30 protein-coding genes are annotated in these 20304 nt (G+C 65.7%); all 30 read left to right on the forward strand.

What is annotated here, in order from left to right; translation table 11 throughout:
* Positions 1 to 173 precede the first annotated feature (173 nt).
* The 30 genes from fusA (at position 174) to rpmJ (ending at position 20054) form a co-directional block, all read left to right on the forward strand.
* Positions 174 to 2270, forward strand: a complete 2097-nt coding sequence (gene fusA, locus ABIB25_RS08690) for an elongation factor G (RefSeq protein ID WP_354528044.1) — start codon at positions 174 to 176, stop codon at positions 2268 to 2270.
* 254 nt (positions 2271 to 2524) lie between these two features.
* The gene (gene tuf / locus ABIB25_RS08695; protein WP_354528045.1) at positions 2525 to 3715 is read left to right on the forward strand and encodes an elongation factor Tu; all 1191 of its coding nucleotides are present in this window, start codon (positions 2525 to 2527) and stop codon (positions 3713 to 3715) included.
* 184 nt (positions 3716 to 3899) lie between these two features.
* The gene (locus tag ABIB25_RS08700; RefSeq protein WP_354528046.1) at positions 3900 to 4133 is read left to right on the forward strand and encodes a hypothetical protein; all 234 of its coding nucleotides are present in this window, start codon (positions 3900 to 3902) and stop codon (positions 4131 to 4133) included.
* 240 nt (positions 4134 to 4373) lie between these two features.
* Entirely contained in the window at positions 4374 to 5420 is a 1047-nt protein-coding gene (locus tag ABIB25_RS08705) for a type IV toxin-antitoxin system AbiEi family antitoxin domain-containing protein (protein WP_354528047.1), read from the forward strand.
* Between the two features lie 542 nt (positions 5421 to 5962).
* Complete coding sequence (gene rpsJ / locus ABIB25_RS08710) at positions 5963 to 6268, forward strand: 30S ribosomal protein S10 (protein WP_003938093.1); 306 nt, start codon at positions 5963 to 5965, stop codon at positions 6266 to 6268.
* A 58-nt stretch (positions 6269 to 6326) separates the two neighbouring features.
* Positions 6327 to 7004 (forward strand): 50S ribosomal protein L3, encoded by a 678-nt coding sequence (gene rplC, locus ABIB25_RS08715; protein WP_354528048.1) that lies wholly within the window; start codon positions 6327 to 6329, stop codon positions 7002 to 7004.
* The gene (gene rplD / locus ABIB25_RS08720; RefSeq protein ID WP_354528049.1) at positions 7001 to 7738 is read left to right on the forward strand and encodes a 50S ribosomal protein L4; all 738 of its coding nucleotides are present in this window, start codon (positions 7001 to 7003) and stop codon (positions 7736 to 7738) included. The genes rplC and rplD overlap by 4 nt, the downstream gene beginning before the upstream one ends.
* Positions 7735 to 8028, forward strand: coding sequence for a 50S ribosomal protein L23 (rplW, locus tag ABIB25_RS08725; protein WP_305080161.1), 294 nt, complete (start codon positions 7735 to 7737; stop codon positions 8026 to 8028). The genes rplD and rplW overlap by 4 nt, the downstream gene beginning before the upstream one ends.
* A gap of 21 nt (positions 8029 to 8049) precedes the next feature.
* Entirely contained in the window at positions 8050 to 8889 is an 840-nt protein-coding gene (rplB, locus tag ABIB25_RS08730) for a 50S ribosomal protein L2 (protein WP_354528050.1), read from the forward strand.
* 56 nt (positions 8890 to 8945) lie between these two features.
* Positions 8946 to 9227, forward strand: a complete 282-nt coding sequence (gene rpsS / locus ABIB25_RS08735; RefSeq protein WP_090476347.1) for a 30S ribosomal protein S19 — start codon at positions 8946 to 8948, stop codon at positions 9225 to 9227.
* 21 nt (positions 9228 to 9248) lie between these two features.
* Positions 9249 to 9695, forward strand: coding sequence for a 50S ribosomal protein L22 (gene rplV / locus ABIB25_RS08740; RefSeq protein ID WP_354528051.1), 447 nt, complete (start codon positions 9249 to 9251; stop codon positions 9693 to 9695).
* Positions 9695 to 10540: a 30S ribosomal protein S3 gene (rpsC, locus tag ABIB25_RS08745; RefSeq protein WP_354528052.1), complete on the forward strand. Its 846-nt coding sequence runs from the start codon at positions 9695 to 9697 to the stop codon at positions 10538 to 10540. The genes rplV and rpsC overlap by 1 nt, the downstream gene beginning before the upstream one ends.
* Positions 10541 to 10543: 3 nt before the next feature.
* Complete coding sequence (rplP, locus tag ABIB25_RS08750; RefSeq protein WP_354528053.1) at positions 10544 to 10963, forward strand: 50S ribosomal protein L16; 420 nt, start codon at positions 10544 to 10546, stop codon at positions 10961 to 10963.
* Complete coding sequence (gene rpmC / locus ABIB25_RS08755; protein ID WP_354528054.1) at positions 10963 to 11217, forward strand: 50S ribosomal protein L29; 255 nt, start codon at positions 10963 to 10965, stop codon at positions 11215 to 11217. Before rplP ends, rpmC begins: the two co-directional genes overlap by 1 nt.
* Positions 11214 to 11516 carry a 30S ribosomal protein S17 gene (gene rpsQ, locus ABIB25_RS08760; RefSeq protein ID WP_354528055.1) on the forward strand — a complete coding sequence of 101 codons (303 nt, stop codon included), beginning with the start codon at positions 11214 to 11216 and terminating at the stop codon, positions 11514 to 11516. The genes rpmC and rpsQ overlap by 4 nt, the downstream gene beginning before the upstream one ends.
* 146 nt (positions 11517 to 11662) lie before the next feature.
* Complete coding sequence (gene rplN / locus ABIB25_RS08765) at positions 11663 to 12031, forward strand: 50S ribosomal protein L14 (RefSeq protein ID WP_090476363.1); 369 nt, start codon at positions 11663 to 11665, stop codon at positions 12029 to 12031.
* Positions 12032 to 12039: 8 nt separating this feature from the next.
* Positions 12040 to 12354: a 50S ribosomal protein L24 gene (rplX, locus tag ABIB25_RS08770; protein WP_354528249.1), complete on the forward strand. Its 315-nt coding sequence runs from the start codon at positions 12040 to 12042 to the stop codon at positions 12352 to 12354.
* Positions 12354 to 12935 carry a 50S ribosomal protein L5 gene (gene rplE / locus ABIB25_RS08775; RefSeq protein ID WP_354528056.1) on the forward strand — a complete coding sequence of 194 codons (582 nt, stop codon included), beginning with the start codon at positions 12354 to 12356 and terminating at the stop codon, positions 12933 to 12935. The genes rplX and rplE overlap by 1 nt, the downstream gene beginning before the upstream one ends.
* Positions 12936 to 12937: 2 nt before the next feature.
* On the forward strand, positions 12938 to 13123 hold the full coding sequence (locus ABIB25_RS08780; protein ID WP_187093966.1) for a type Z 30S ribosomal protein S14: 186 nt from the start codon (positions 12938 to 12940) through the stop codon (positions 13121 to 13123).
* Positions 13124 to 13389: 266 nt separating this feature from the next.
* Positions 13390 to 13788, forward strand: coding sequence for a 30S ribosomal protein S8 (gene rpsH / locus ABIB25_RS08785; protein ID WP_187093967.1), 399 nt, complete (start codon positions 13390 to 13392; stop codon positions 13786 to 13788).
* Between the two features lie 13 nt (positions 13789 to 13801).
* On the forward strand, positions 13802 to 14341 hold the full coding sequence (gene rplF / locus ABIB25_RS08790) for a 50S ribosomal protein L6 (protein ID WP_354528057.1): 540 nt from the start codon (positions 13802 to 13804) through the stop codon (positions 14339 to 14341).
* Entirely contained in the window at positions 14341 to 14709 is a 369-nt protein-coding gene (gene rplR / locus ABIB25_RS08795) for a 50S ribosomal protein L18 (RefSeq protein ID WP_354528058.1), read from the forward strand. Before rplF ends, rplR begins: the two co-directional genes overlap by 1 nt.
* 39 nt (positions 14710 to 14748) lie before the next feature.
* Complete coding sequence (gene rpsE / locus ABIB25_RS08800; protein WP_354528059.1) at positions 14749 to 15405, forward strand: 30S ribosomal protein S5; 657 nt, start codon at positions 14749 to 14751, stop codon at positions 15403 to 15405.
* Position 15406: 1 nt separating this feature from the next.
* A complete protein-coding gene (rpmD, locus tag ABIB25_RS08805; protein ID WP_354528060.1) occupies positions 15407 to 15607 on the forward strand; it encodes a 50S ribosomal protein L30 in 201 nt (66 codons plus the stop codon).
* Positions 15604 to 16050 carry a 50S ribosomal protein L15 gene (gene rplO, locus ABIB25_RS08810; RefSeq protein ID WP_354528061.1) on the forward strand — a complete coding sequence of 149 codons (447 nt, stop codon included), beginning with the start codon at positions 15604 to 15606 and terminating at the stop codon, positions 16048 to 16050. The genes rpmD and rplO overlap by 4 nt, the downstream gene beginning before the upstream one ends.
* 374 nt (positions 16051 to 16424) lie before the next feature.
* On the forward strand, positions 16425 to 17762 hold the full coding sequence (gene secY / locus ABIB25_RS08815) for a preprotein translocase subunit SecY (protein ID WP_354528062.1): 1338 nt from the start codon (positions 16425 to 16427) through the stop codon (positions 17760 to 17762).
* On the forward strand, positions 17762 to 18310 hold the full coding sequence (locus ABIB25_RS08820; protein WP_354528063.1) for an adenylate kinase: 549 nt from the start codon (positions 17762 to 17764) through the stop codon (positions 18308 to 18310). The genes secY and ABIB25_RS08820 overlap by 1 nt, the downstream gene beginning before the upstream one ends.
* Positions 18310 to 19161: a type I methionyl aminopeptidase gene (gene map / locus ABIB25_RS08825; RefSeq protein ID WP_354528064.1), complete on the forward strand. Its 852-nt coding sequence runs from the start codon at positions 18310 to 18312 to the stop codon at positions 19159 to 19161. The genes ABIB25_RS08820 and map overlap by 1 nt, the downstream gene beginning before the upstream one ends.
* Before the next feature lie 408 nt (positions 19162 to 19569).
* Positions 19570 to 19791, forward strand: a complete 222-nt coding sequence (gene infA, locus ABIB25_RS08830; protein ID WP_015746488.1) for a translation initiation factor IF-1 — start codon at positions 19570 to 19572, stop codon at positions 19789 to 19791.
* Between the two features lie 149 nt (positions 19792 to 19940).
* Entirely contained in the window at positions 19941 to 20054 is a 114-nt protein-coding gene (rpmJ, locus tag ABIB25_RS08835; protein ID WP_073715456.1) for a 50S ribosomal protein L36, read from the forward strand.
* Positions 20055 to 20304 lie beyond the last annotated feature (250 nt).

Here is a 20304-nt window from a genome sequence, read left to right on the forward strand (position 1 = left end):
GACTGACGACGAAGTCGGCAGGTAATCGAATTCAGCAGTGAGTACTGTGGAACTACACCCCCGGCGCGGCAGAGGCGGATACCCCGCCCTGCCGCGCCAGCATGCTGTGAGCGCACCGGGATCACGTCCCGCCCCACAGCCTGCTTAGGAAAAGAGACGAGGAAGAACCGCACGTGGCACCCAACGCCCTCGACAAGACCCGGAACATCGGGATCATGGCGCACATCGACGCGGGTAAGACCACCACGACCGAGCGCATCCTGTTCTACACCGGTATCACCTACAAGATCGGTGAAGTGCACGACGGCGGTGCCGTCATGGACTGGATGGAGCAGGAGCAGGAGCGTGGCATCACCATCACCTCCGCTGCGACGACGACCCACTGGAAGGGTCACAAGATCAACATCATCGACACGCCCGGCCACGTCGACTTCACGGTCGAGGTCGAGCGGTCGCTGCGTGTCCTTGACGGCGCGGTTGCGGTGTACGACGGTGTCGCCGGTGTCGAGCCCCAGACCGAGCAGGTCTGGCGTCAGGCCGAGAAGTACCACGTGCCGCGGATGTGCTTCGTCAACAAGCTCGATCGCACCGGCGCGAACTTCTTCCGCTGCGTCGACATGATGGTGACCCGCCTCAACGCCAGGCCGGCCGTGCTGCAGTTGCCGATCGGTGCCGAGGGCGACTTCATCGGTGTCGTCGACCTGCTCAACATGCGGGCCCTGACCTGGCGCGGCGAGACCGTCAAGGGTGAGGACTATGCGGTCGAGGAGATCCCGGCCGACCTCATGGATCAGGCGATCGAGTACCGCGAGAAGCTCGTCGAGATGATCTCCGAGAACGACGACGAGGCCATGGAGGCCTTCCTCGTCGGCGAGGAGCTGTCCGTCGACCAGCTGAACGCTGCGCTGCGGCGCGCGACCATCGCCGGCAAGGTCAACCCGGTCACCTGTGGCTCGGCGTTCAAGAACAAGGGCGTCCAGCCCATGCTCGACGCTGTCGTGGCCTACCTGCCGTCCCCGCTCGACGTCGGCGCCACCATGGGCCTGCTGCAGGACGGCGTCACCGAGGCCACCCGCGAGCCCGACCCCAAGTCGGACTTCTCCGGGCTGGCGTTCAAGGTCGCGACCGACCCGCACCTCGGCAAGCTGACCTTCGTCCGGATCTACTCCGGCACGCTCAACTCCGGCACCCAGGTCGTCAACGCGACCAAGGATCGCAAGGAGCGGATCGGCAAGATCTACCAGATGCACGCCAACAAGCGCGAGGAACTGGCCTCGGCCGCGGCCGGCGACATCGTCGCCGTCATGGGGCTGAAGCAGACGACCACCGGCGACACGCTGTCCGATCCCGCGCACCCGATCGTGCTCGAGTCGATGACGTTCCCGGATCCGGTCATCGAGGTCGCCATCGAGCCGAAGACCAAGGCCGACCAGGAGAAGCTGGGTGTCGCCATCCAGAAGCTGGCCGAGGAGGACCCGACGTTCAAGGTCCACCAGGACGACGACACCGGCCAGACCGTCATCGGCGGGATGGGCGAGCTCCACCTCGACATCCTGGTCGACCGGATGCGGCGTGAGTTCAACGTCGAGGCCAACATCGGCAAGCCGCAGGTCGCGTACCGCGAGACCATCCGCGGCACGGTCGAGAAGTACACGTACGTCCACAAGAAGCAGACCGGTGGATCCGGGCAGTACGCCAAGATCCAGATCACGGTCGAGCCCCTGGACATGGCCGCTTCGGAAGGCGCGACGTACGAGTTCGTCAACGCCGTCTCGGGTGGTCGCATCCCGCGCGAGTACATCCCGTCCGTCGACGCCGGTGCCCAGGACGCTCTGCAGTACGGCATCCTGGCCGGTTTCCCGATGCTCGGGGTCAAGCTGACCCTGGTCGACGGTGCCTACCACGACGTCGACTCCTCGGAAATGGCGTTCAAGATCGCCGGCTCCATCGCGATGAAGGAGACGGCCCGGCTGGCCAATCCGGTGTTGCTCGAGCCGCTGATGAGCGTCGAGGTCGTCACCCCGGAAGAGAACATGGGCGACGTCATCGGCGACCTGAACTCCCGCCGTGGCCAGATCCAGGGCATGGACGAGCGCTCCGGCGCCCGCGTCGTGACCGCTCTGGTCCCGCTGTCCGAGATGTTCGGCTACGTCGGCGATCTCCGGTCCAAGACCGCAGGCCGCGCGTCGTACTCGATGGTGTTCTCGACGTATGCCGAGGTTCCGACGAACGTGGCGAAAACGATCATCGCGAAGCAGAACGGCGAGTAGGTCTGCGGAAGCGGAACGGCGAGTAGTTTCCACCGGCTGAGGTACGGATTGGCTCTTGCGAGAGCCAGTCCGTACCCTTCCAGAGGTTTCATCACCTCTGATATCCCCAAGCTCGGTGGGTCAGCGAGTCCGCTGGTCCACCAAGGGTCCTGATTGAACATCGGTCAGGTCCAGATCCACCAACGAACGCTTCGACGGCCAGTTCTTCGAAAAGGACCGCGAGGCGCATCAAACAGTCCTGAGGAGGACCTGCAGTGGCGAAGGCGAAGTTCGACCGCAGTAAGCCCCACGTCAACATCGGCACGATCGGCCACGTTGACCACGGCAAGACCACACTGACCGCGGCCATCACCAAGGTGCTGGCCGACAAGTACCCGACCCTGAACCAGGCGTCGGCCTTCGATCAGATCGACAAGGCGCCGGAAGAGCGCCAGCGCGGTATCACCATCAACATCGCGCACGTCGAGTACCAGACCGAGAAGCGTCACTACGCCCACGTCGATGCGCCCGGTCACGCCGACTACATCAAGAACATGATCACCGGTGCGGCTCAGATGGACGGCGCGATCCTGGTCGTCGCCGCCACCGACGGCCCGATGCCGCAGACCAAGGAGCACGTGCTCCTGGCCCGCCAGGTCGGCGTTCCCTACATCCTGGTCGCGCTGAACAAGTCCGACATGGTCGACGACGAGGAGATCCTGGAGCTCGTCGAGCTCGAGGTCCGTGAACTGCTGGCCGCTCAGGACTTCGACGAGGACGCCCCGGTCATCCGGACCTCCGGTCTGAAGGCTCTCGAGGGTGACCCGAAGTGGGTCGAGACCGTCGTCGAGCTGATGAACGCGGTCGACGAGTCCGTCCCGGAGCCCGTCCGCGACACCGAGAAGCCGTTCCTGATGCCGATCGAGGACGTCTTCACGATCACCGGTCGTGGCACCGTCGTCACCGGCAAGGTCGAGCGTGGCGTCATCAACGTCAACGCCACAGTGGAAATCGTCGGCATCAAGCCGAAGTCCTTCCAGACCACCGTCACGGGCATCGAGATGTTCCGCAAGCTGCTCGACTCGGCGACCGCCGGCGACAACGCCGGTCTGCTGCTTCGTGGCACCAAGCGCGAAGATGTCGAGCGCGGCCAGGTCGTCGTCAAGCCGGGCTCGATCACTCCTCACACGGAGTTCGAGGCGCAGGTCTACATCCTGGGCAAGGACGAAGGCGGCCGCCACACGCCGTTCTTCAACAACTACCGCCCGCAGTTCTTCTTCCGCACCACCGACGTGACCGGCGTCGTCACCCTCCCCGAGGGCACCGAAATGGTCATGCCCGGCGACACCACCGAGATGACCGTCTCGCTGATCCAGCCGATCGCCATCGAGGAAGGCCTCCGCTTCGCCATCCGCGAAGGTGGCCGCACCGTTGGTGCCGGCTCGGTCGTCAAGATCGTCAAGTAGTTCCCGCTCCGGCTTGCCGGTGATTCAGTTCCTGTTCTGACCAGCTGGGCCCCGACGCGATTCGCGTCGGGGCCCAGCTGCGTCGTGCTGGTTCCGGAGACCAACGCGGCCGGGTCGGTGCACGGCCGGCATAATCTTCGTCGTTCGCGAGATCTGTACTGGCGAGGCCGATACCGTGATCGACATGACGGAAGCGACTGCGACCTGTCCGAGCTGCGGGAGTGCCAGTGCCCTCGAGCCCGGATTCTTCGAAGACAGGGGAGAACGCTCCACCGGCTACCTCCGCTGGATCGCCGGCCCGCTCGAGCGCGGCATCTTCGGCGGGGCCAAGGTCATGGGCAAGCAACGCGTGATCGTCGAGGCGTTCCGCTGCCGCGGATGCGGCCTGCTCAGCCTCTACGCTCGCGAGCCTTCCTGACGGTGCGCGCCTGTCGTCTGCTCCAGGCGTCCAGGCGTCTTGGCAAGGTTTGCCTGGTCTCGGCAACGCCCGCGGGCTTTGCCAGGTAGGGGCAGACCTTGCCAGGTGGACCACCAGCACTCGTCAGATGAGCCAGCCGGCCCGTCAGGTGAGCACTGCGCGGTTGTCCCCATGCCTCCGGTTGTCCACATTCGGCCGGGGAGGCTGGAAGAAGGGCCGTCAGGTTGTCACCTTGGACCGATGAGCATCTTCGAACACGTCGCCGGCGCATCCACCGGACTGCTCGACCGGCGGCAGTTGCTGGCCGAGGGCTTCTCCGAGGACGAGATCCGAAGCGCCCGTGCGGCAGGCACTCTCGTCCGTCTGTACCGCGGCGTCTATGCCCTCGGCCTCCAGATTCCGGGTGCCCGCCGCCCGCTCGAGGTACTGCGGATCATCGGTGTGGCTGCGCGTTCTCCCTCCATGGTGGTGTCCCACACCTCAGCAGCAGTGCTCCACGATCTGCCGCTGTGGCTGGCGGACCCGACCGTCGTGCACCTGACGAGAGAACCGGGCGGCGGGTCCGCCAGGACACCGGGCCGGGTGGTCGACGCCACGAGGGTCGAGTCGGACGAGATCGTCATGGTCAACGGCATTCTCGTGACGTCGCCGGCGCGGACCCTGGTCGACCTCTGCCGTGGGTCCGCCTTCGAACCGGCGGTCATGGCATGTGACTACGTGCTGCACCACAGGTTGGCCAGTCCGTTGGACCTGGCGACAGCCCTGGACCGGGCCCGCCACCGTCCGGGCAACGCTGCAGCCCGCCGTGCCATCGCCTTTGCCGACGGACGGTCGGAGAGCCCGGGCGAATCACGGACCAGGGTCCTGATCCACGGCCTCGGACTGCCGGCACCCCAGCTGCAGATAGAGGTGTCCGACCGGTTCGGGAATGCTGTAGGCCGCACAGATCTGGGCTACGTGGAAGATTCCGCCCTGATCGAGTTCGATGGAAAGGTGAAGTACGGCAGGCTGCTTCAGCCGGGCGAGGACCCGAGTGACGTCGTCGTACGGGAGAAGGAACGCGAGGATGCCATCCGGGCTGTCGGTACCAGCGTGATGCGGATCGTCTGGTCGGAGCTGAACCGGCCCCTGATGCTGGAACGTCGAATCGAACTGACCCGCCTGCAGGGAAGGGCTTTGCGTGACGCAGGCGCGACCTCCGGACGGCTCCGTGCGCGTCGGCCCATCCGGGTCGAACCCGCCCCGTCTTCACCAGCCGGTGACGCCAATCCGACCAACACCCGCTGATCGCTCCGTGACCTTGCCAGGACGCGTGCCGGCACAGCCCTGTGATCCACTCGATTTGAAGTCGACCGGTGAAGTGAGGCATACTCGTCAGGTTGCCCTCGCCGGGTTGGCTGCTGTTCGCGGTCAGATTTTCCTGGTGAGCACCGCAGGTCCGACAGCAGGTCCACCGGACTACGAAACAGGCAGCCACCAGCAAGGCCAATAGCTTTGAACTCCAGACTGTGCTCCTCACGAGCGCAACTGGTCCGACATGTCAGCACCACAGGCATGTGCAGTCGGCGCGACACGCCCGACCGCGTGGACCGGTGGTCCCGGACAGATGAACAGCGGCGAGCTTCAACCCTCGCGCAACGAGAGTGCCGGTGCAGCCATGCGCCAGTCTCGCCCCCCGGGGTGAGGCGCGAGCACGGCCTTCGGGCCCGTGCGAGCGGTTGAGAGTGACGACCAGCAGTACCGGCCGGCAGAGGCACCAGCAGGACGAGCCGGCAGCAGTACGAGACAAGACAGACCCGATGCAGCGACAACCTAGAAGGACGGCAAGCGTGGCGGGACAGAAGATCCGCATCAGGCTCAAGGCCTATGACCACGAAGCGATCGACGCCTCAGCGCGCAAGATCGTCGAGACGGTGACCCGTACCGGAGCCCGCGTCGTCGGCCCGGTGCCGCTCCCCACGGAGAAGAACGTGTACTGCGTCATCCGCTCGCCGCACAAGTACAAGGACTCGCGCGAGCACTTCGAGATGCGCACCCACAAGCGTCTGATCGACATCCTCGATCCGACCCCGAAGACGGTCGACGCGCTCATGCGCATCGATCTCCCGGCGTCGGTCGACGTCAACATCCAGTAGGGATCTCCTCCGACCCCTTGAGGCTGAAGAGATCTCGAGGAGATGGGTATTTCAAATCATGGCTAACACGATCAAGGGAATTCTGGGCCACAAGCTCGGGATGACCCAGGTCTTCGACGAGACGAACCGGGTTGTCCCGGTCACCGTCATCGCCGCCGGCCCGGTCGTCGTGACCGCGGTCCGTACCCCCGAAGCCGACGGCTACTCGGGTGTGCAGCTGGCCTTCGGCGCGATCGACCCCCGCAAGGTGACCAAGCCGGTCACCGGGCACTTCGCCAAGGCAGGTGTCACGCCTCGCCGTCACATCGCCGAGCTGCGCACCGAGGACGTCTCCGGCTACGAGCTGGGCCAGGAACTGACGGCCGAGCAGGTCTTCGAGGCCGGCAACCTGATCGACGTCACGGCCACCTCCAAGGGCAAGGGCACCGCCGGCGTCATGAAGCGTCACGGCTTCAAGGGCCTGAGCAGCTCGCACGGTGTGCACCGCAAGCACCGTGGACCCGGTTCCATCGGCGGCTGCTCCACCCCCGGCCGTGTCTTCAAGGGCATGCGCATGGCGGGTCGGATGGGCCACGAGAAGGTCACCATCCAGAGCCTCACCATCCACGCGATCGACGCGGACAAGGGCCTCATCCTGATCAAGGGTGCCGTCCCCGGCCCCAAGGGTGGCGTCGTCTTCGTCAAGTCCGCCGTCAAGCACCTCGGCAACGCAGCTGTGAAGGGGGCGTCGAAGTGACGACCACAGTTCAGATCACCACGCCGGCCGGCGAGAAGGGCGACTCGATCGTCCTTCCGGACTCGATCTTCGACGTCCAGGCCAACATCGCCCTGATGCACCAGGTCGTCGTCGCGCAGCTCGCTGCCGCACGCCAGGGAACGCACAAGTCGAAGAACCGCGGCGAGGTCTCCGGTGGTGGCAAGAAGCCGTACCGCCAGAAGGGCACCGGCCGCGCCCGTCAGGGTTCGACCCGTTCGCCGCAGTTCGTCGGCGGCGGTACCTCCCACGGACCGGTCCCGCACCTGTACCTGCAGCGCACCCCCAAGAAGATGAAGGCCGCCGCTCTGCGCGGTGCCCTCTCCGACCGGGCCCGCGGCGGGAACATCCACGTGCTGTCCGCACTGGTCGAAGGCGTCAAGCCGTCGACAAAGGTTGCCATCGGCGCCGTTGCTGCGGTCTCGACCGCGAAGAACATCCTGGTCGTCATCGCCCGTGAGGACGAGGCCGGCTGGAAGAGCCTTCGCAACGCCGACAACGTGCACCTGATCGCCAGCGATCAGCTCAACACCTATGACGTGCTCAAGAGCGACGACGTCGTCTTCACCGAGCAGTCGCTGAACGACTTCCTGATCTTCGCCAGGGCGCAGGCCGCTGTCGTAGAAACGGTGGTCGAAGAAGAAGAGGCGCCCAAGAAGAAGGTCTCGGCAACGAAGGCTGCCAAGACCGAAGTAGATGAGGAGGAGTCCAAGTGATCTCCGATCCGCGCGACATCATCCTCGCGCCGGTTGTCTCCGAGAAGAGCTACGGCTTGCTCGAGACCGGCCGGTACACCTTCCTGGTGCACCCGGATGCGAACAAGACCCAGGTCAAGATTGCCATCGAGAAGATCTTCGACGTCAAGGTGACCTCGGTGAACACGCTCAACCGGCAGGGCAAGCGCAAGCGCACCCGGGCCGGCTTCGGACAGCGCAAAGCAACCAAGCGCGCGATCGTCACGTTGTCTCCGGACAGCAAGGCGATCGAGATCTTCACCGGCGCCTGAGGCGAAGAGGACTAGAGGACAATGGGTATCCGTAAATACAAGCCGACCACTCCCGGTCGTCGTGGGGCCTCGGTGGCCGATTTCGCCGAGCTCACCCGTACGACGCCGGAGAAGTCGCTGATCGCTCCGCTCCACTCCAAGGGTGGTCGGAACGTCCACGGCCGGGTCACCACCCGGCACCAGGGCGGCGGGCACAAGCGTGCCTACCGGCTGATCGACTTCAAGCGGCAGGACAAGGACGGCGTGCCGGCCAAGGTCGCTCACATCGAGTACGACCCCAACCGCACCGCGCGCATCGCGCTGCTGCACTACGCCGACGGCGAGAAGCGCTACATCGTGGCGCCGAACAAGCTGGCGCAGGGCGACACCGTCGAGACCGGCCCCAGCGCCGACATCAAGCCGGGCAACAACCTGCCGCTCCGCAACATCCCGGTCGGCACCGTTGTCCACGGCATCGAGCTCCGCCCCGGTGGCGGCGCGAAGATCGCCCGCTCGGCCGGCACGAAGGTGCAGCTCGTCGCGAAGGACGGTCCCTACGCCCAGCTGCGCATGCCGTCCGGCGAGATCCGCAACGTCGATGCGCGCTGCCGCGCGTCCATCGGCGAGGTGGGCAACGCCGAGCAGGCGAACATCAACTGGGGCAAGGCCGGCCGCATGCGTTGGAAGGGCAAGCGCCCCTCCGTCCGTGGTGTCGCCATGAACCCGGTCGACCACCCGCACGGTGGTGGCGAGGGCAAGACGTCCGGTGGACGTCACCCGGTCAACCCGGGCGGCAAGCCCGAGGGCCGCACCCGCCGCCCGAACAAGGCCAGCGACAAGTTGATCGTGCGTCGTCGTCGTAAGGGCGGCAAGAAGCGATGAGCACCGCTAGCAAAATTCAGACCACGAACACCGAGAACTGAGCAGGAGGACAAGAGATGCCACGCAGTCTCAAAAAGGGCCCGTTCATCGATGACCACCTGCTCAAGAAGGTGGACGTCGCCAACGACAAGGGCTCCAAGGCCGTCATCAAGACCTGGTCGCGCCGCTCGACGATCATCCCCGACATGCTCGGGCACACGATCGCCGTGCACGACGGCCGCAAGCACGTCCCGGTGTTCGTCACCGAGTCGATGGTCGGTCACAAGCTCGGCGAGTTCGCTCCGACGCGGACCTTCAAGGGCCACATCAAGGACGACCGTCGCGCCAGGCGCGGCTGAGATAGGGATGCGGGATATTTCATGAATGCCAAGAAAGCTGACGTAGCCGCTACGGCCCCACGTACGAGGGCACAGCTCAAGCACTTGCGGATGACGCCGATGAAGGCTCGCCGCATCGTCAACCTGATCCGTGGGACCGATGTCGCAGCCGCGGCGTCGATCCTGCAGTTCTCCCCGCAGGCAGCGGCCGAGCCGGTCGCCAAGCTGCTGGCGTCGGCCATCGCCAACGCGGAGAACAACCAGGGTCTGCAGCGCGACTCGCTCTTCGTCGACACCATCTACGTCGACGAGGGCCCGACGCTCAAGCGTTTCCAGCCCCGTGCCCAGGGCCGCGCCTTCCGCATCCGGAAGCGCACCTGCCACATCACCATTGAACTGGTGTCGCTCTCGGGTAGCCCGAAGGCCGGCACCACCGAAGCTCGTCGCGGTGCTCGCGGCAGCCAGAGCGCGAAGGGAGGGACCCGCTAGTGGGACAGAAAGTCAACCCGCACGGATTCCGGCTCGGTATCACCACCGACTGGACCTCGCGCTGGTACGCCGACAAGGCATACGCCGAGTACGTGGCCGAGGACGTCGCCATCCGCAAGCTCATGTCCAAGGGCATGGAGCGGGCAGGTATCGCCAAGGTCGAGATCGAGCGCACCCGTGATCGGGTTCGTGTCGACATCCACACCGCCCGTCCGGGCATCGTCATCGGTCGCCGTGGCGCCGAGGCCGATCGCATCCGCGGCCAGCTCGAGAAGCTGACCGGCAAGCAGGTGCAGCTGAACATCCTCGAGGTCCGCAACCCCGAGTCCGATGCGCAGCTCGTCGCCCAGGGCGTTGCCGAGCAGCTCTCGAACCGCGTGTCCTTCCGTCGCGCCATGCGCAAGTCGATGCAGTCGGCCCAGCGTTCCGGTGCGGTCAAGGGGATCCGGATCCAGTGCTCGGGTCGCCTCGGCGGCGCCGAGATGAGCCGGTCCGAGTTCTACCGCGAGGGTCGCGTTCCGCTGCACACCCTGCGCGCCGACATCGACTACGGCTTCTTCGAGGCCAAGACGACGTTCGGTCGCATCGGCGTGAAGGTCTGGATCTACAAGGGCGACAAGACCGGCAGCCTTGCCGAGCAGAAGGCGGCCGAAGCCCTCAACGCCCAGCGCAGCGCCGGTGGCCGTCCGGCTGCCTCCGCCGACCGCTCCGATCGTCCGGCCCGCCGGCGCTCGGGTGCCAGCGGCACCACCCCGACCTCGACGGACGCCGGCCGCGCAGCTGCCGACGACGCGCCGGCGGTCACTGACGAAGCGGCCTCGGCCGCGCCGACTCAGGAGAGCTGACCAATGCTCATCCCCCGCAGGGTCAAGCACCGCAAGCAGCACCGTCCGCACCGGACCGGGCTTGCTACCGGTGGCACGGCCGTCACCTTCGGCGACTACGGCATCCAGGCTCTCGAGCCCGCCTACGTCACCAACCGGCAGATCGAGTCCGCTCGTATCGCCATCAACCGCCACATCAAGCGTGGTGGCCGGGTCTGGATCAACATCTACCCCGACCGTCCGCTGACCAAGAAGCCGGCCGAAACTCGCATGGGTTCCGGCAAGGGTTCGCCCGAGTGGTGGGTCGCCAACGTCAAGCCCGGTCGTGTGCTCTTCGAGATGAGCTACCCGACCGAGGCCATCGCCCGCGAGGCCCTGCGCCGCGCGATCCACAAATTGCCGATGAAGTGCCGCATCGTGACCCGTGAAGGAGGAGATTCCTGATGGCGACGACCACGTCTGTCACCAACGAACTGCGTGAACTCGGCGCGGAGGAACTGATTCTCCGTCTCCGCGAGTCCAAGGAGGAGCTGTTCAACCTCCGGTTCCAGATGGCCACCGGCCAGATGGACAACAACCGTCGGCTGCGCACCGTTCGGCACGACATCGCTCGCATCTACACCGTCATGCGCGAGCGCGAACTGGGTCTGTCCACCGGACCTGACGGTTCGACGGATACAGAAGAGGGTGCCGCATGAGCGAGCAGGAAACCGTAGTAGCCGGACCGACCGAGGCTGCCGACGTCACACGCGGCGACCGCAAGACCCGGGAGGGCCTTGTCGTCTCGGACAAGATGGAGAAGACCATCGTCGTCGAGCTCGAGGACCGGGTGAAGCACCCGCGATACTCGAAGGTCATCCGTCGCACCACCAAGGTCAAGGCGCACGACGAGACCGGCGTCGCCGGCATCGGCGACCGCGTCCTGCTGGCCGAGACCCGGCCGACCTCCGCCACCAAGCGCTGGCGTCTGGTGTCGGTCGTCGAGAAGGCCAAGTAGGCAACACCAGCAGGAGATGGGACCTGGGGCGTCATCGTCCCTTTTCCCAGGAGACCCGGTCGGAAATCGGTGCTCCGAACAGCAAGACCTAGAAGTGTTCGGCCGACAAGTTCGGCAGGACACACAGTGCGAAGGTTGGGATTGACGTGATTCAGCAGGAGTCCAGGCTCCGCGTCGCCGATAACACCGGCGCCAAGGAAATCCTGTGCATCCGCGTCCTCGGTGGCTCCGGCCGTCGGTACGCGGGGATCGGCGACATCATCGTCGCCACGGTCAAGGATGCTATTCCGGGTGCCGGTGTGAAGAAGGGTGACGTGGTCAAAGCCGTCATCGTGCGCACCGTCAAGGAGCGCCGTCGTGCGGACGGTTCCTACATCAAGTTCGACGAGAACGCTGCCGTGCTGCTCAAGGGCGACGGCGATCCGCGTGGCACCCGCATCTTCGGGCCGGTCGGCCGGGAGCTGCGCGACAAGAAGTACATGAAGATCATCTCGCTGGCACCGGAGGTGCTGTAGTCATGGCCATGAAGGTGAAGAAGGGCGACACCGTGCTGGTGATCGCGGGCAAGGACAAGGGAGCCAAGGGCAAGGTCATCCAGGCCTACCCCGAGCGGGACCGCGTCCTGGTCGAAGGCATCAACCGGATCAAGAAGCACACCAAGGTCTCCACCACCCAGCGTGGTGCGAAGTCCGGTGGCATCGTGACCCAGGAAGCTGCCATCCACATCTCCAACGTGATGGTCGTGGACGGCGACAACAAGCCGACCAAGGTCGGCAAGCGAGTCGACGACGAGGGCCGCAACGTCCGCGTCGGCCGTCGAAGCGGTAAGGACCTCTGATGACAACCGTAGAAGAGACAGCAACGACCGCGAAGGTCAACCCGCGCCTGAAGACCCGCTACGCGGCCGAGATCAAGTCGGCGCTGCACGAGCAGTTCGCCTACCCGAACGTCATGCAGATCCCCGGCGTCGTCAAGGTCGTCGTGAACATGGGTGTCGGTGAGGCCGCGCGTGACGCGAAGCTCATCGAAGGTGCCGTTCGCGACCTGGCCCTGATCACCGGGCAGAAGCCCGAGGTCAAGAAGGCCCGCAAGTCGATCGCCCAGTTCAAGCTGCGCGAAGGCATGCCCATCGGCGCGAAGGTCACCCTCCGCAACGACCGCATGTGGGAATTCCTGGACCGTCTGGTGACCATCGCTTTGCCCCGTATCCGCGACTTCCGCGGTCTGTCGCCGAAGCAGTTCGACGGCAACGGCAACTACACCTTCGGTCTGAACGAGCAGTCGATGTTCCACGAGATCGACATCGACCGGATCGATCGCCCCCGCGGTATGGACATCACTGTCGTCACCACGGCCACCACCGATGACGAAGGCCGGGCGCTCCTGAAGCTCCTGGGCTTCCCGTTCAAGGAGATCTGACCATGGCGAAGACCGCTCTGATCATGAAGTCCAAGCGCAAGCCGAAGTTCGCGGTGCGCGGCTACACCCGTTGCAACCGTTGCGGTCGCCCGCATTCGGTCTACAAGAAGTTCGGCCTGTGCCGTATCTGCCTCCGCGAGATGGCGCACGCCGGCGAACTGCCCGGCATCACCAAGTCTTCTTGGTAGTCGGCATGCAGCCGGTGTAGTTCTCACCAGCTGAGATGCCTTAAGATGACCACCAGCAAGACCAGGAGAACTACCGAGGATCTCTCGGCAAGCTCCTGGTCTTTTGGTGCGTACCACGGCAGCCGTTCGTACAAGGCTCCGGCAGCACCCACGGCGCGGACGCATCCGTCCGCGCCCCGGTCGCGCCCAGCGGCGCGCTACATCGTCACAGGCCAGATCCGCTTTCGCAGCGGGTGTGGAACCGGTCGAGAGAGGCACTACCTGACATGGTCATGACAGACCCGGTCGCGGATTTCCTGACCCGGATCCGCAACGCGAACTCCGCCTACCACGACGAGGTGGTGATGCCCTTCTCCAAGCTGAAGGGGAACATCGCCGACATCCTCGTCAAGGAGGGCTACATCGGCTCCTGGACGACCGCCGACGCCACCGTCGGCAAGTCGCTCGTGGTCACGCTCAAGTACGGCCCGAACCGTGAGCGTTCGATCGCCGGCGTCCGCCGCATCTCCAAGCCCGGCCTGCGCATCTACGCGCGTTCCACCGAGCTGCCAAAGGTCCTCGGAGGCCTCGGCGTCGCCATCATCTCGACCTCGACCGGTCTGCTGACCGATCGTCAGGCCGCCAAGAAGAAGGTGGGCGGGGAAGTCCTCGCCTACGTCTGGTAAGGGACGAAACCTCATGTCGCGAATCGGAAGACTGCCGATCCCAGTTCCTGCTGGGGTCGACGTGACGATTGACGGTCGCACCGTGACGGTCAAGGGGCCCAAGGGCACCCTGTCCCACTCGGTCGTCGAGCCAATCCTGGTCGCCAAGGCGGAGGACGGCACCATCGCCGTCACCCGCCCGGACGACCTGCGTGATTCCAAGTCACGCCACGGCCTGACCAGGACCCTGGTCAACAACATGGTGGTCGGCGTGACCGCCGGCTACTCGAAGCCCATGGAGATCGTCGGCGTCGGCTACCGCGTCGCCGCGGAGGGCAGGGACCTGGTGTTCGCACTCGGATACTCCCATCCGGTGCCGGTCAAGGCCCCGGACGGAATCTCCTTCACCGTCGAATCCCCGATCAGGTTCAAGGTCGAGGGCATCGACAAGCAGTTGGTCGGCGAGGTCGCCGCCAACATCCGCAAGTTGCGCAAGCCTGACCCGTACAAGGGCAAGGGCGTGCGGTACGCCGGCGAGGTCGTGCGGCGCAAGGTCGGAAAGACGGGTAAGTGATGGCAGCCAACGTTTCACAGAAGCGCGCCGAGGCGCGTACGAGGCGGCACTTCCGTCTGCGCAAGAAGGTCACCGGTACTGCCGCGCGGCCCCGTCTGGTGGTCACCAGGTCCGCACGGCACATCGCCGTGCAGGTCGTGGACGACACCATCGGCCAGACCGTGGCGGCGGCCTCGACCCTCGAGGTGGACCTGCGTGCCGTCGAGGGCGACAAGAGCGCCAAGGCCAAGAAGGTCGGCGAGCTGATCGCCGAGCGGGCCAAGGCTGCCGGCGTGTCGTCCGTCGTGTTCGATCGCGGCGGCGACAAGTACCACGGCCGCATCGCGGCTCTGGCCGACGGCGCCCGTGGCGCCGGGCTGGAGTTCTGACATGACCAACTGCACATCTGTTATCGAGAGGGACATCTGATGCCCGGACAAGCTAGGCAGGGCGGCGGCGGTTTTGGCGGCCAGGCCGGTGGCCAGCGCGACGGCGGCCAGGGCGGCGGCGACCGCCGCGGCGGTGGCCGTGATCGCCGTGACGGCGGTCGTCGCGACGCGCCCGTCGAGAAGAACCCGCTGATGGAGCGGATCGTCGTCACCAACCGCGTGGCCAAGGTCGTCAAGGGTGGACGTCGGTTCTCCTTCACGGCACTGGTTGTCGTGGGTGACGGCGACGGCACCGTCGGCGTCGGCTACGGCAAGGCCAAGGAGATCCCGGCCGCCATCGCCAAGGGTGTGGAAGAGGCGAAGAAGAACCAGTTCAAGGTTCCGCGCATCGCCTCGACCATCCCGCACCCGATCCAGGGGGAGGCCGCTGCCGGCGTCGTCCTGCTGCGTCCGGCCAGCCCGGGTACCGGCGTCATCGCCGGTGGTCCGGTGCGTGCCGTACTCGAGTGCGCCGGCATCCACGACGTGCTGTCCAAGTCGCTCGGCTCGGACAACCCGATCAACATCGTCCACGCGACCATCGCAGCCCTCAAGGGACTCATGCGTCCCGAGGAGATCGCGGCCCGCCGCGGTCTGCCCATCGAGGACGTGGCTCCGGCCGCGATGCTGCGCGCCCGCGCCGGACAGGGTGTGTGACATGGCCCAGCAGCTGAAGATCACCCAGGTCCGCTCGACCATCGGCAACAAGCCGAAGGCTCGCGAGTCGGTGCGTTCCCTGGGTCTGAAGAAGATCCACCAGGTGGTGACGGTTCCGGACAACCCGGTGAACCGTGGCTACCTCAAGTCGGCCCGTCACCTGCTGACGGTCGAGTTCGTGAAAGACGGTGAGCAAGCATGACTATCAAGGTCCACCACCTCCGCCCGGCCCCCGGCGCGAAGACGGCCAAGACCCGTGTCGGCCGTGGTGAAGGCTCCAAGGGCAAGACCGCCGGCCGCGGTACCAAGGGCACCGGCGCTCGCAAGAACGTCCCGGCCGCCTTCGAAGGTGGCAACCTGCCCCTGCACATGCGTCTCCCGAAGCTCAAGGGCTTCAAGAACCGCTTCCGTGTGGAGTTCCAGGTCGTCAACGTCGGTCAGATCGTCACCCTGTTCCCGCAGGGCGGCGCGATCGGCATCACCGAGCTGGTCGAGGCCGGAGCAGTCCGCGCCAACCAGCTGGTGAAGGTGCTGGCCGACGGCGACATCGCCGGCGTCAAGCTCGACATCACGGCCAACGCCTTCTCCGGCGCGGCCAAGGAGAAGATCAGCGCCGCCGGCGGCACCGCCATCGTCGCCGTCTGATCCTGCTGCCGGTACTGCACCAAACGGTATTGCCGAATCCCCCGGGCTCCTGGAAGTGCCTCGTCCGTGACGAGGCCAGGGCCCGGGGGATCGGTGCGTTACAGTCTCTTCATCGGGGAGCAGTGTGCTGCCCTGGCGGCCGTTCGGGTCGGCGGCATTGCTGCCGGGCGTGATCGGTTGCCGACGAACGCCCGCCTTACCTGCCCCGTGCAAATGTCCGGGCAGCGATCCACCCAGCAACCGATCCACCCGGCAATCGAAGTAGTTCTGCAACTGACACAGCTCTATCTGGCTAGACCCAGTGCCGACCAGTCGCTGGGGCTGAGATATCGCCGCCGTCCTGCCCTGCTGGGCCGGTGTCGACAGGAGGACCATTGCTCGCCGCATTCGTCTCGGCGCTGAAGACACCCGACCTGCGGAAGAAGATTCTCTTCACGCTCGCCATGGTCGCGGTGTACCGGCTCGGCGCTACCTTGCCCTCGCCGGGCGTCGACTACGCCGTCGTCAACAAGTGCGCCGCCGGCAGCGACAGTTCGCTGAACACCGTGCTGAACCTGTTCTCCGGTGGGGCGCTGCTCAAGCTGAGCATCTTCGCGCTGGGCATCATGCCGTACATCACGGCGTCGATCATCATCCAGCTGCTCACCGTCGTCATCCCGCGGTTCGAGCAGTTGAAGAAGCAGGGCCAGCCCGGCCAGGCGAAGATGACGCAGTACACCCGGTACCTGACGATCGGCCTCGGCATCCTGCAGGCCACCGCGTTCGTGGCGCTGGCGATCAATGGCGGTCTGCTGACCGCGTCGGCCACCTGTACCAACCCGACGGACGTCATCCCGGACAAGAGCGCGTTCACCCTCATCGTGCTGGTCCTGACCATGACGGCCGGCACCGCCGCCATCATGTGGATGGGTGAACTGATCACCGATCGCGGTATCGGCAACGGCATGTCCATCCTGATCTTCACCTCGATCGCCGCGCGCATCCCGGCCGAGGGCCAGAACATCCTGGCCTCGAGCAACGGTTTCATCTTCGGCGTCGTCATCCTGATCGGCCTGGCCATCATCGCCGCGGTCGTCTTCATCGAGCAGGGCCAGCGCCGCCTACCGGTGCAGTACGCCAAGCGCATGATCGGCCGCAAGATGTACGGCGGTACCTCGACGTACCTGCCGCTCAAGGTCAACCAGGCCGGCGTCATCCCGGTCATCTTCGCGACCTCGCTGCTGTACATCCCGTCGCTGATCGTGCAGTTGGTCGGCGGTAGCACCAACGCCGCAGGTGTGGTCTCGTACTCCGGCTTCGCGCAGTTCCTGACGGTGTACGTGGTCGACCAGGGCAACTGGTTCCACAACGTCCTCTACTTCGCGCTGATCATCTTCTTCACATACTTCTACGTGGGCATCACCTTCAATCCGACGGAACGTGCGGACGAGCTCAAGAAGTACGGCGGCTTCATCCCCGGCATCCGTCCGGGACGACCGACCGCGGAGTACCTGCAGTTCGTGCTGTCCCGGATCACCCTGCCCGGCTCGCTGTACCTGGGTGTGGTGGCGATCCTGCCCAACCTGTTCCTGTCGCTCACCGGCAACGGCAACAACCAGAACTTCCCGTTCGGCGGCACCTCGGTGCTCATCATGGTCGGTGTCGGACTCGACACCGTCAAGCAGATCGAGACCCAGCTCATGCAGCGAAATTATGAAGGGTTCCTCCGCTGATGCGTCTGCTCATCGTCGGTCCGCAGGGTGCCGGAAAAGGCACCCAGGCAGCGTTGCTCGCGGAGTCGCTCGGTATCCCTCACGTCTCCACCGGAGACCTGTTCCGCGCCAACCTGGCCGCGGAGACCGAGTTGGGCAAGCTGGCGAAGAAGTACATGGACGCGGGAGAACTCGTGCCGGACGAGGTCACCCAGGAGATGGTTGCCGACCGCGTCTCGCAGCCCGACGCGGCGCCCGGCTTCCTGCTCGACGGTTTCCCCCGCAACATCCCGCAGGCCGACTGGCTGACGGGTTTGCTGGACGGGATGGCGGCGCCGGTCCAGGTCGTCGTGTTGCTGACGGCGCCCGACCAGGTCCTATTGGACCGGATGCTGGCTCGCGGACGCACCGATGACACCGTCGAGGCCATCCAGCGTCGGCTGGACATCTACCACCGCGAGACCACGCCGCTGATCGACTACTACGACGGCCGGGTCGTCCACGTCGACGGGGTCGGCGGCGTCGAAGAAGTGCACCAGCGCGTGCTGGATGCGGTCCGCTCGCACTGATGGCACAGCGGGGGATCCAGTACAAGTCGCGCGGCGAGTTGCAGATGATGCGGGCCTCCGGGCTCATCCTGGCTCGGGCGATCGACGCGGGCCGGGCAGCGGTGGTGCCCGGCGCCACCACAGGTGACGTCGACGCGGCCGTGGCCGCCGTCATCGCCGAGGCCGGCGCGGTCAGCAACTTCCTGAACTACGGTTCGCACGGCGGCGTCGGGGGCTTCCCGGCCACCATCTGCGCGTCGGTCAACGACGAGGTCGTGCACGGCATCCCCGGCAAGAGAGTCCTGCAGGAGGGTGACCTGCTGTCCATCGATGCCGGGTGCATCCTGGACGGCTGGCACTCGGACTCCGCGGTCACGGTGCACGTCGGCGAACCGCCGTCGATGGACGAGGTCGATCTGATCCTGGCCACCGAGTTGGCCATGTGGGCCGGCATCGCGGCCGTCAGCCCGAGCGGCCGCCTCGGCGACGTCTCCGCCGCCATCGAGTCCTCCGGCGATCGGTCCGGAGCGCAGGACGGGCGTCGTTACGGTTCGGTGTCCGGTTACGGCGGGCACGGGATCGGCACGGCGATGCACATGGAGCCCTTCATCCCGAATCAGGGCAAGAAGGGCAAGGGAATGCGCCTGGCACCGGGCATGGCGTTGGCCATCGAGCCGATGCTGACCCTCGGCAAGCCGACCACCAAGGAACTCGACGACGGCTGGACCGTCGTCACCAAGGACGGCGCCAGGGCCGCGCACTTCGAGCATTCGGTGGCCATCCTCGAGGACGGTCTGAGCGTGCTCACCGCCCCTGACGCCGGCGCCGCCGGCCTTGCCTCGTTCGGCGTCCAGCCGATCTCGCTGGACTGAGTCGTCCGGTCCGTGGCCCTGCCACCGGACCGGCCTCGATCGGCGAACTTCGCTGAGCCTGCGCGAATTGGTTCGTGCAGGCCGGGCGCGTACAGTGGAGTTTCGGCGTACGTGTCGTGTCGGTTTGCTGTGGCCGCGAACTGGTCTACGACTTCTCGATTCACTCGGGACCTTAGTTGGTTGCGCCCGTTGATGGTGTCGTTCGTCCTGAACTGCCGCGTTGCCCGGGTCCGCCGGGTGCCGAGAGTCGTTCCGGGACAACATCGATCATCACGCCCCAGCGACATCCTGTCGATGGGGCAAGGCTGTGCCCGCAGTGGTATCGGTCCGTCCTTCGGGATGGTCGTGGCACCAACGGCAGTGATCAGTCGGTAGCAGACAAGTCGACAGCAGTGGATTGCGGAGGATATGGGCAAGAAGGACGGGGCCATCGAGGTCGAGGGCCGCGTGGTCGAGCCGCTTCCCAACGCCATGTTCCGCGTGGAGTTGGAGAACGGGCACCGCGTGCTCGCTCACATCAGCGGGAAGATGCGGCAGCACTACATCCGTATCCTTCCCGAGGACCGCGTGGTCGTGGAGCTCTCGCCCTATGACCTCACCCGCGGTCGGATCGTCTACCGCTACAAGTAAGCGGTAGGTCAGCAATACCCAGCGGTACAGCACGATCAGCAGTGTGTGGCCCCGGCAATCAGTCGGCGCCGCGAGCAGCCGGGCCTTCGGGCCCGGTCCGCGAGAAGTAGCACCACCTCCAGGGTGGCGCAAGAAAGAAGTAGAGCCAGATGAAGGTGCAGCCCAGCGTCAAGAAGATCTGCGACAAGTGCAAGGTGATCCGCCGGCACGGTCGCGTCATGGTCATCTGCGACAACGTGCGTCACAAGCAGCGCCAGGGCTGATGTCGGCGCGCTGTCAGTTGCCTTGTTGTGTTTCACGAGCAGGTACCACCGCCCGCTGATCGCGGGCACCACCATCGCGTCACCAGCCGCACCGCCCGCGAGGGCGGTTCGGTACACCCCCGGACTTCAGGCCGGGGCCTGGGTCGCGGTCCATCGGTCTCCCGCCATCGGGAGATACGGGATCACGGCAAGAAACCGGGACGGGACGCGACCGACACCTGAAGGAGCAACCGAAGGAGTACCGCGCCGT

The organism is Nakamurella sp. UYEF19, from assembly GCF_040546275.1.
In the GTDB taxonomy this organism is placed as follows: domain Bacteria; phylum Actinomycetota; class Actinomycetes; order Mycobacteriales; family Nakamurellaceae; genus Nakamurella.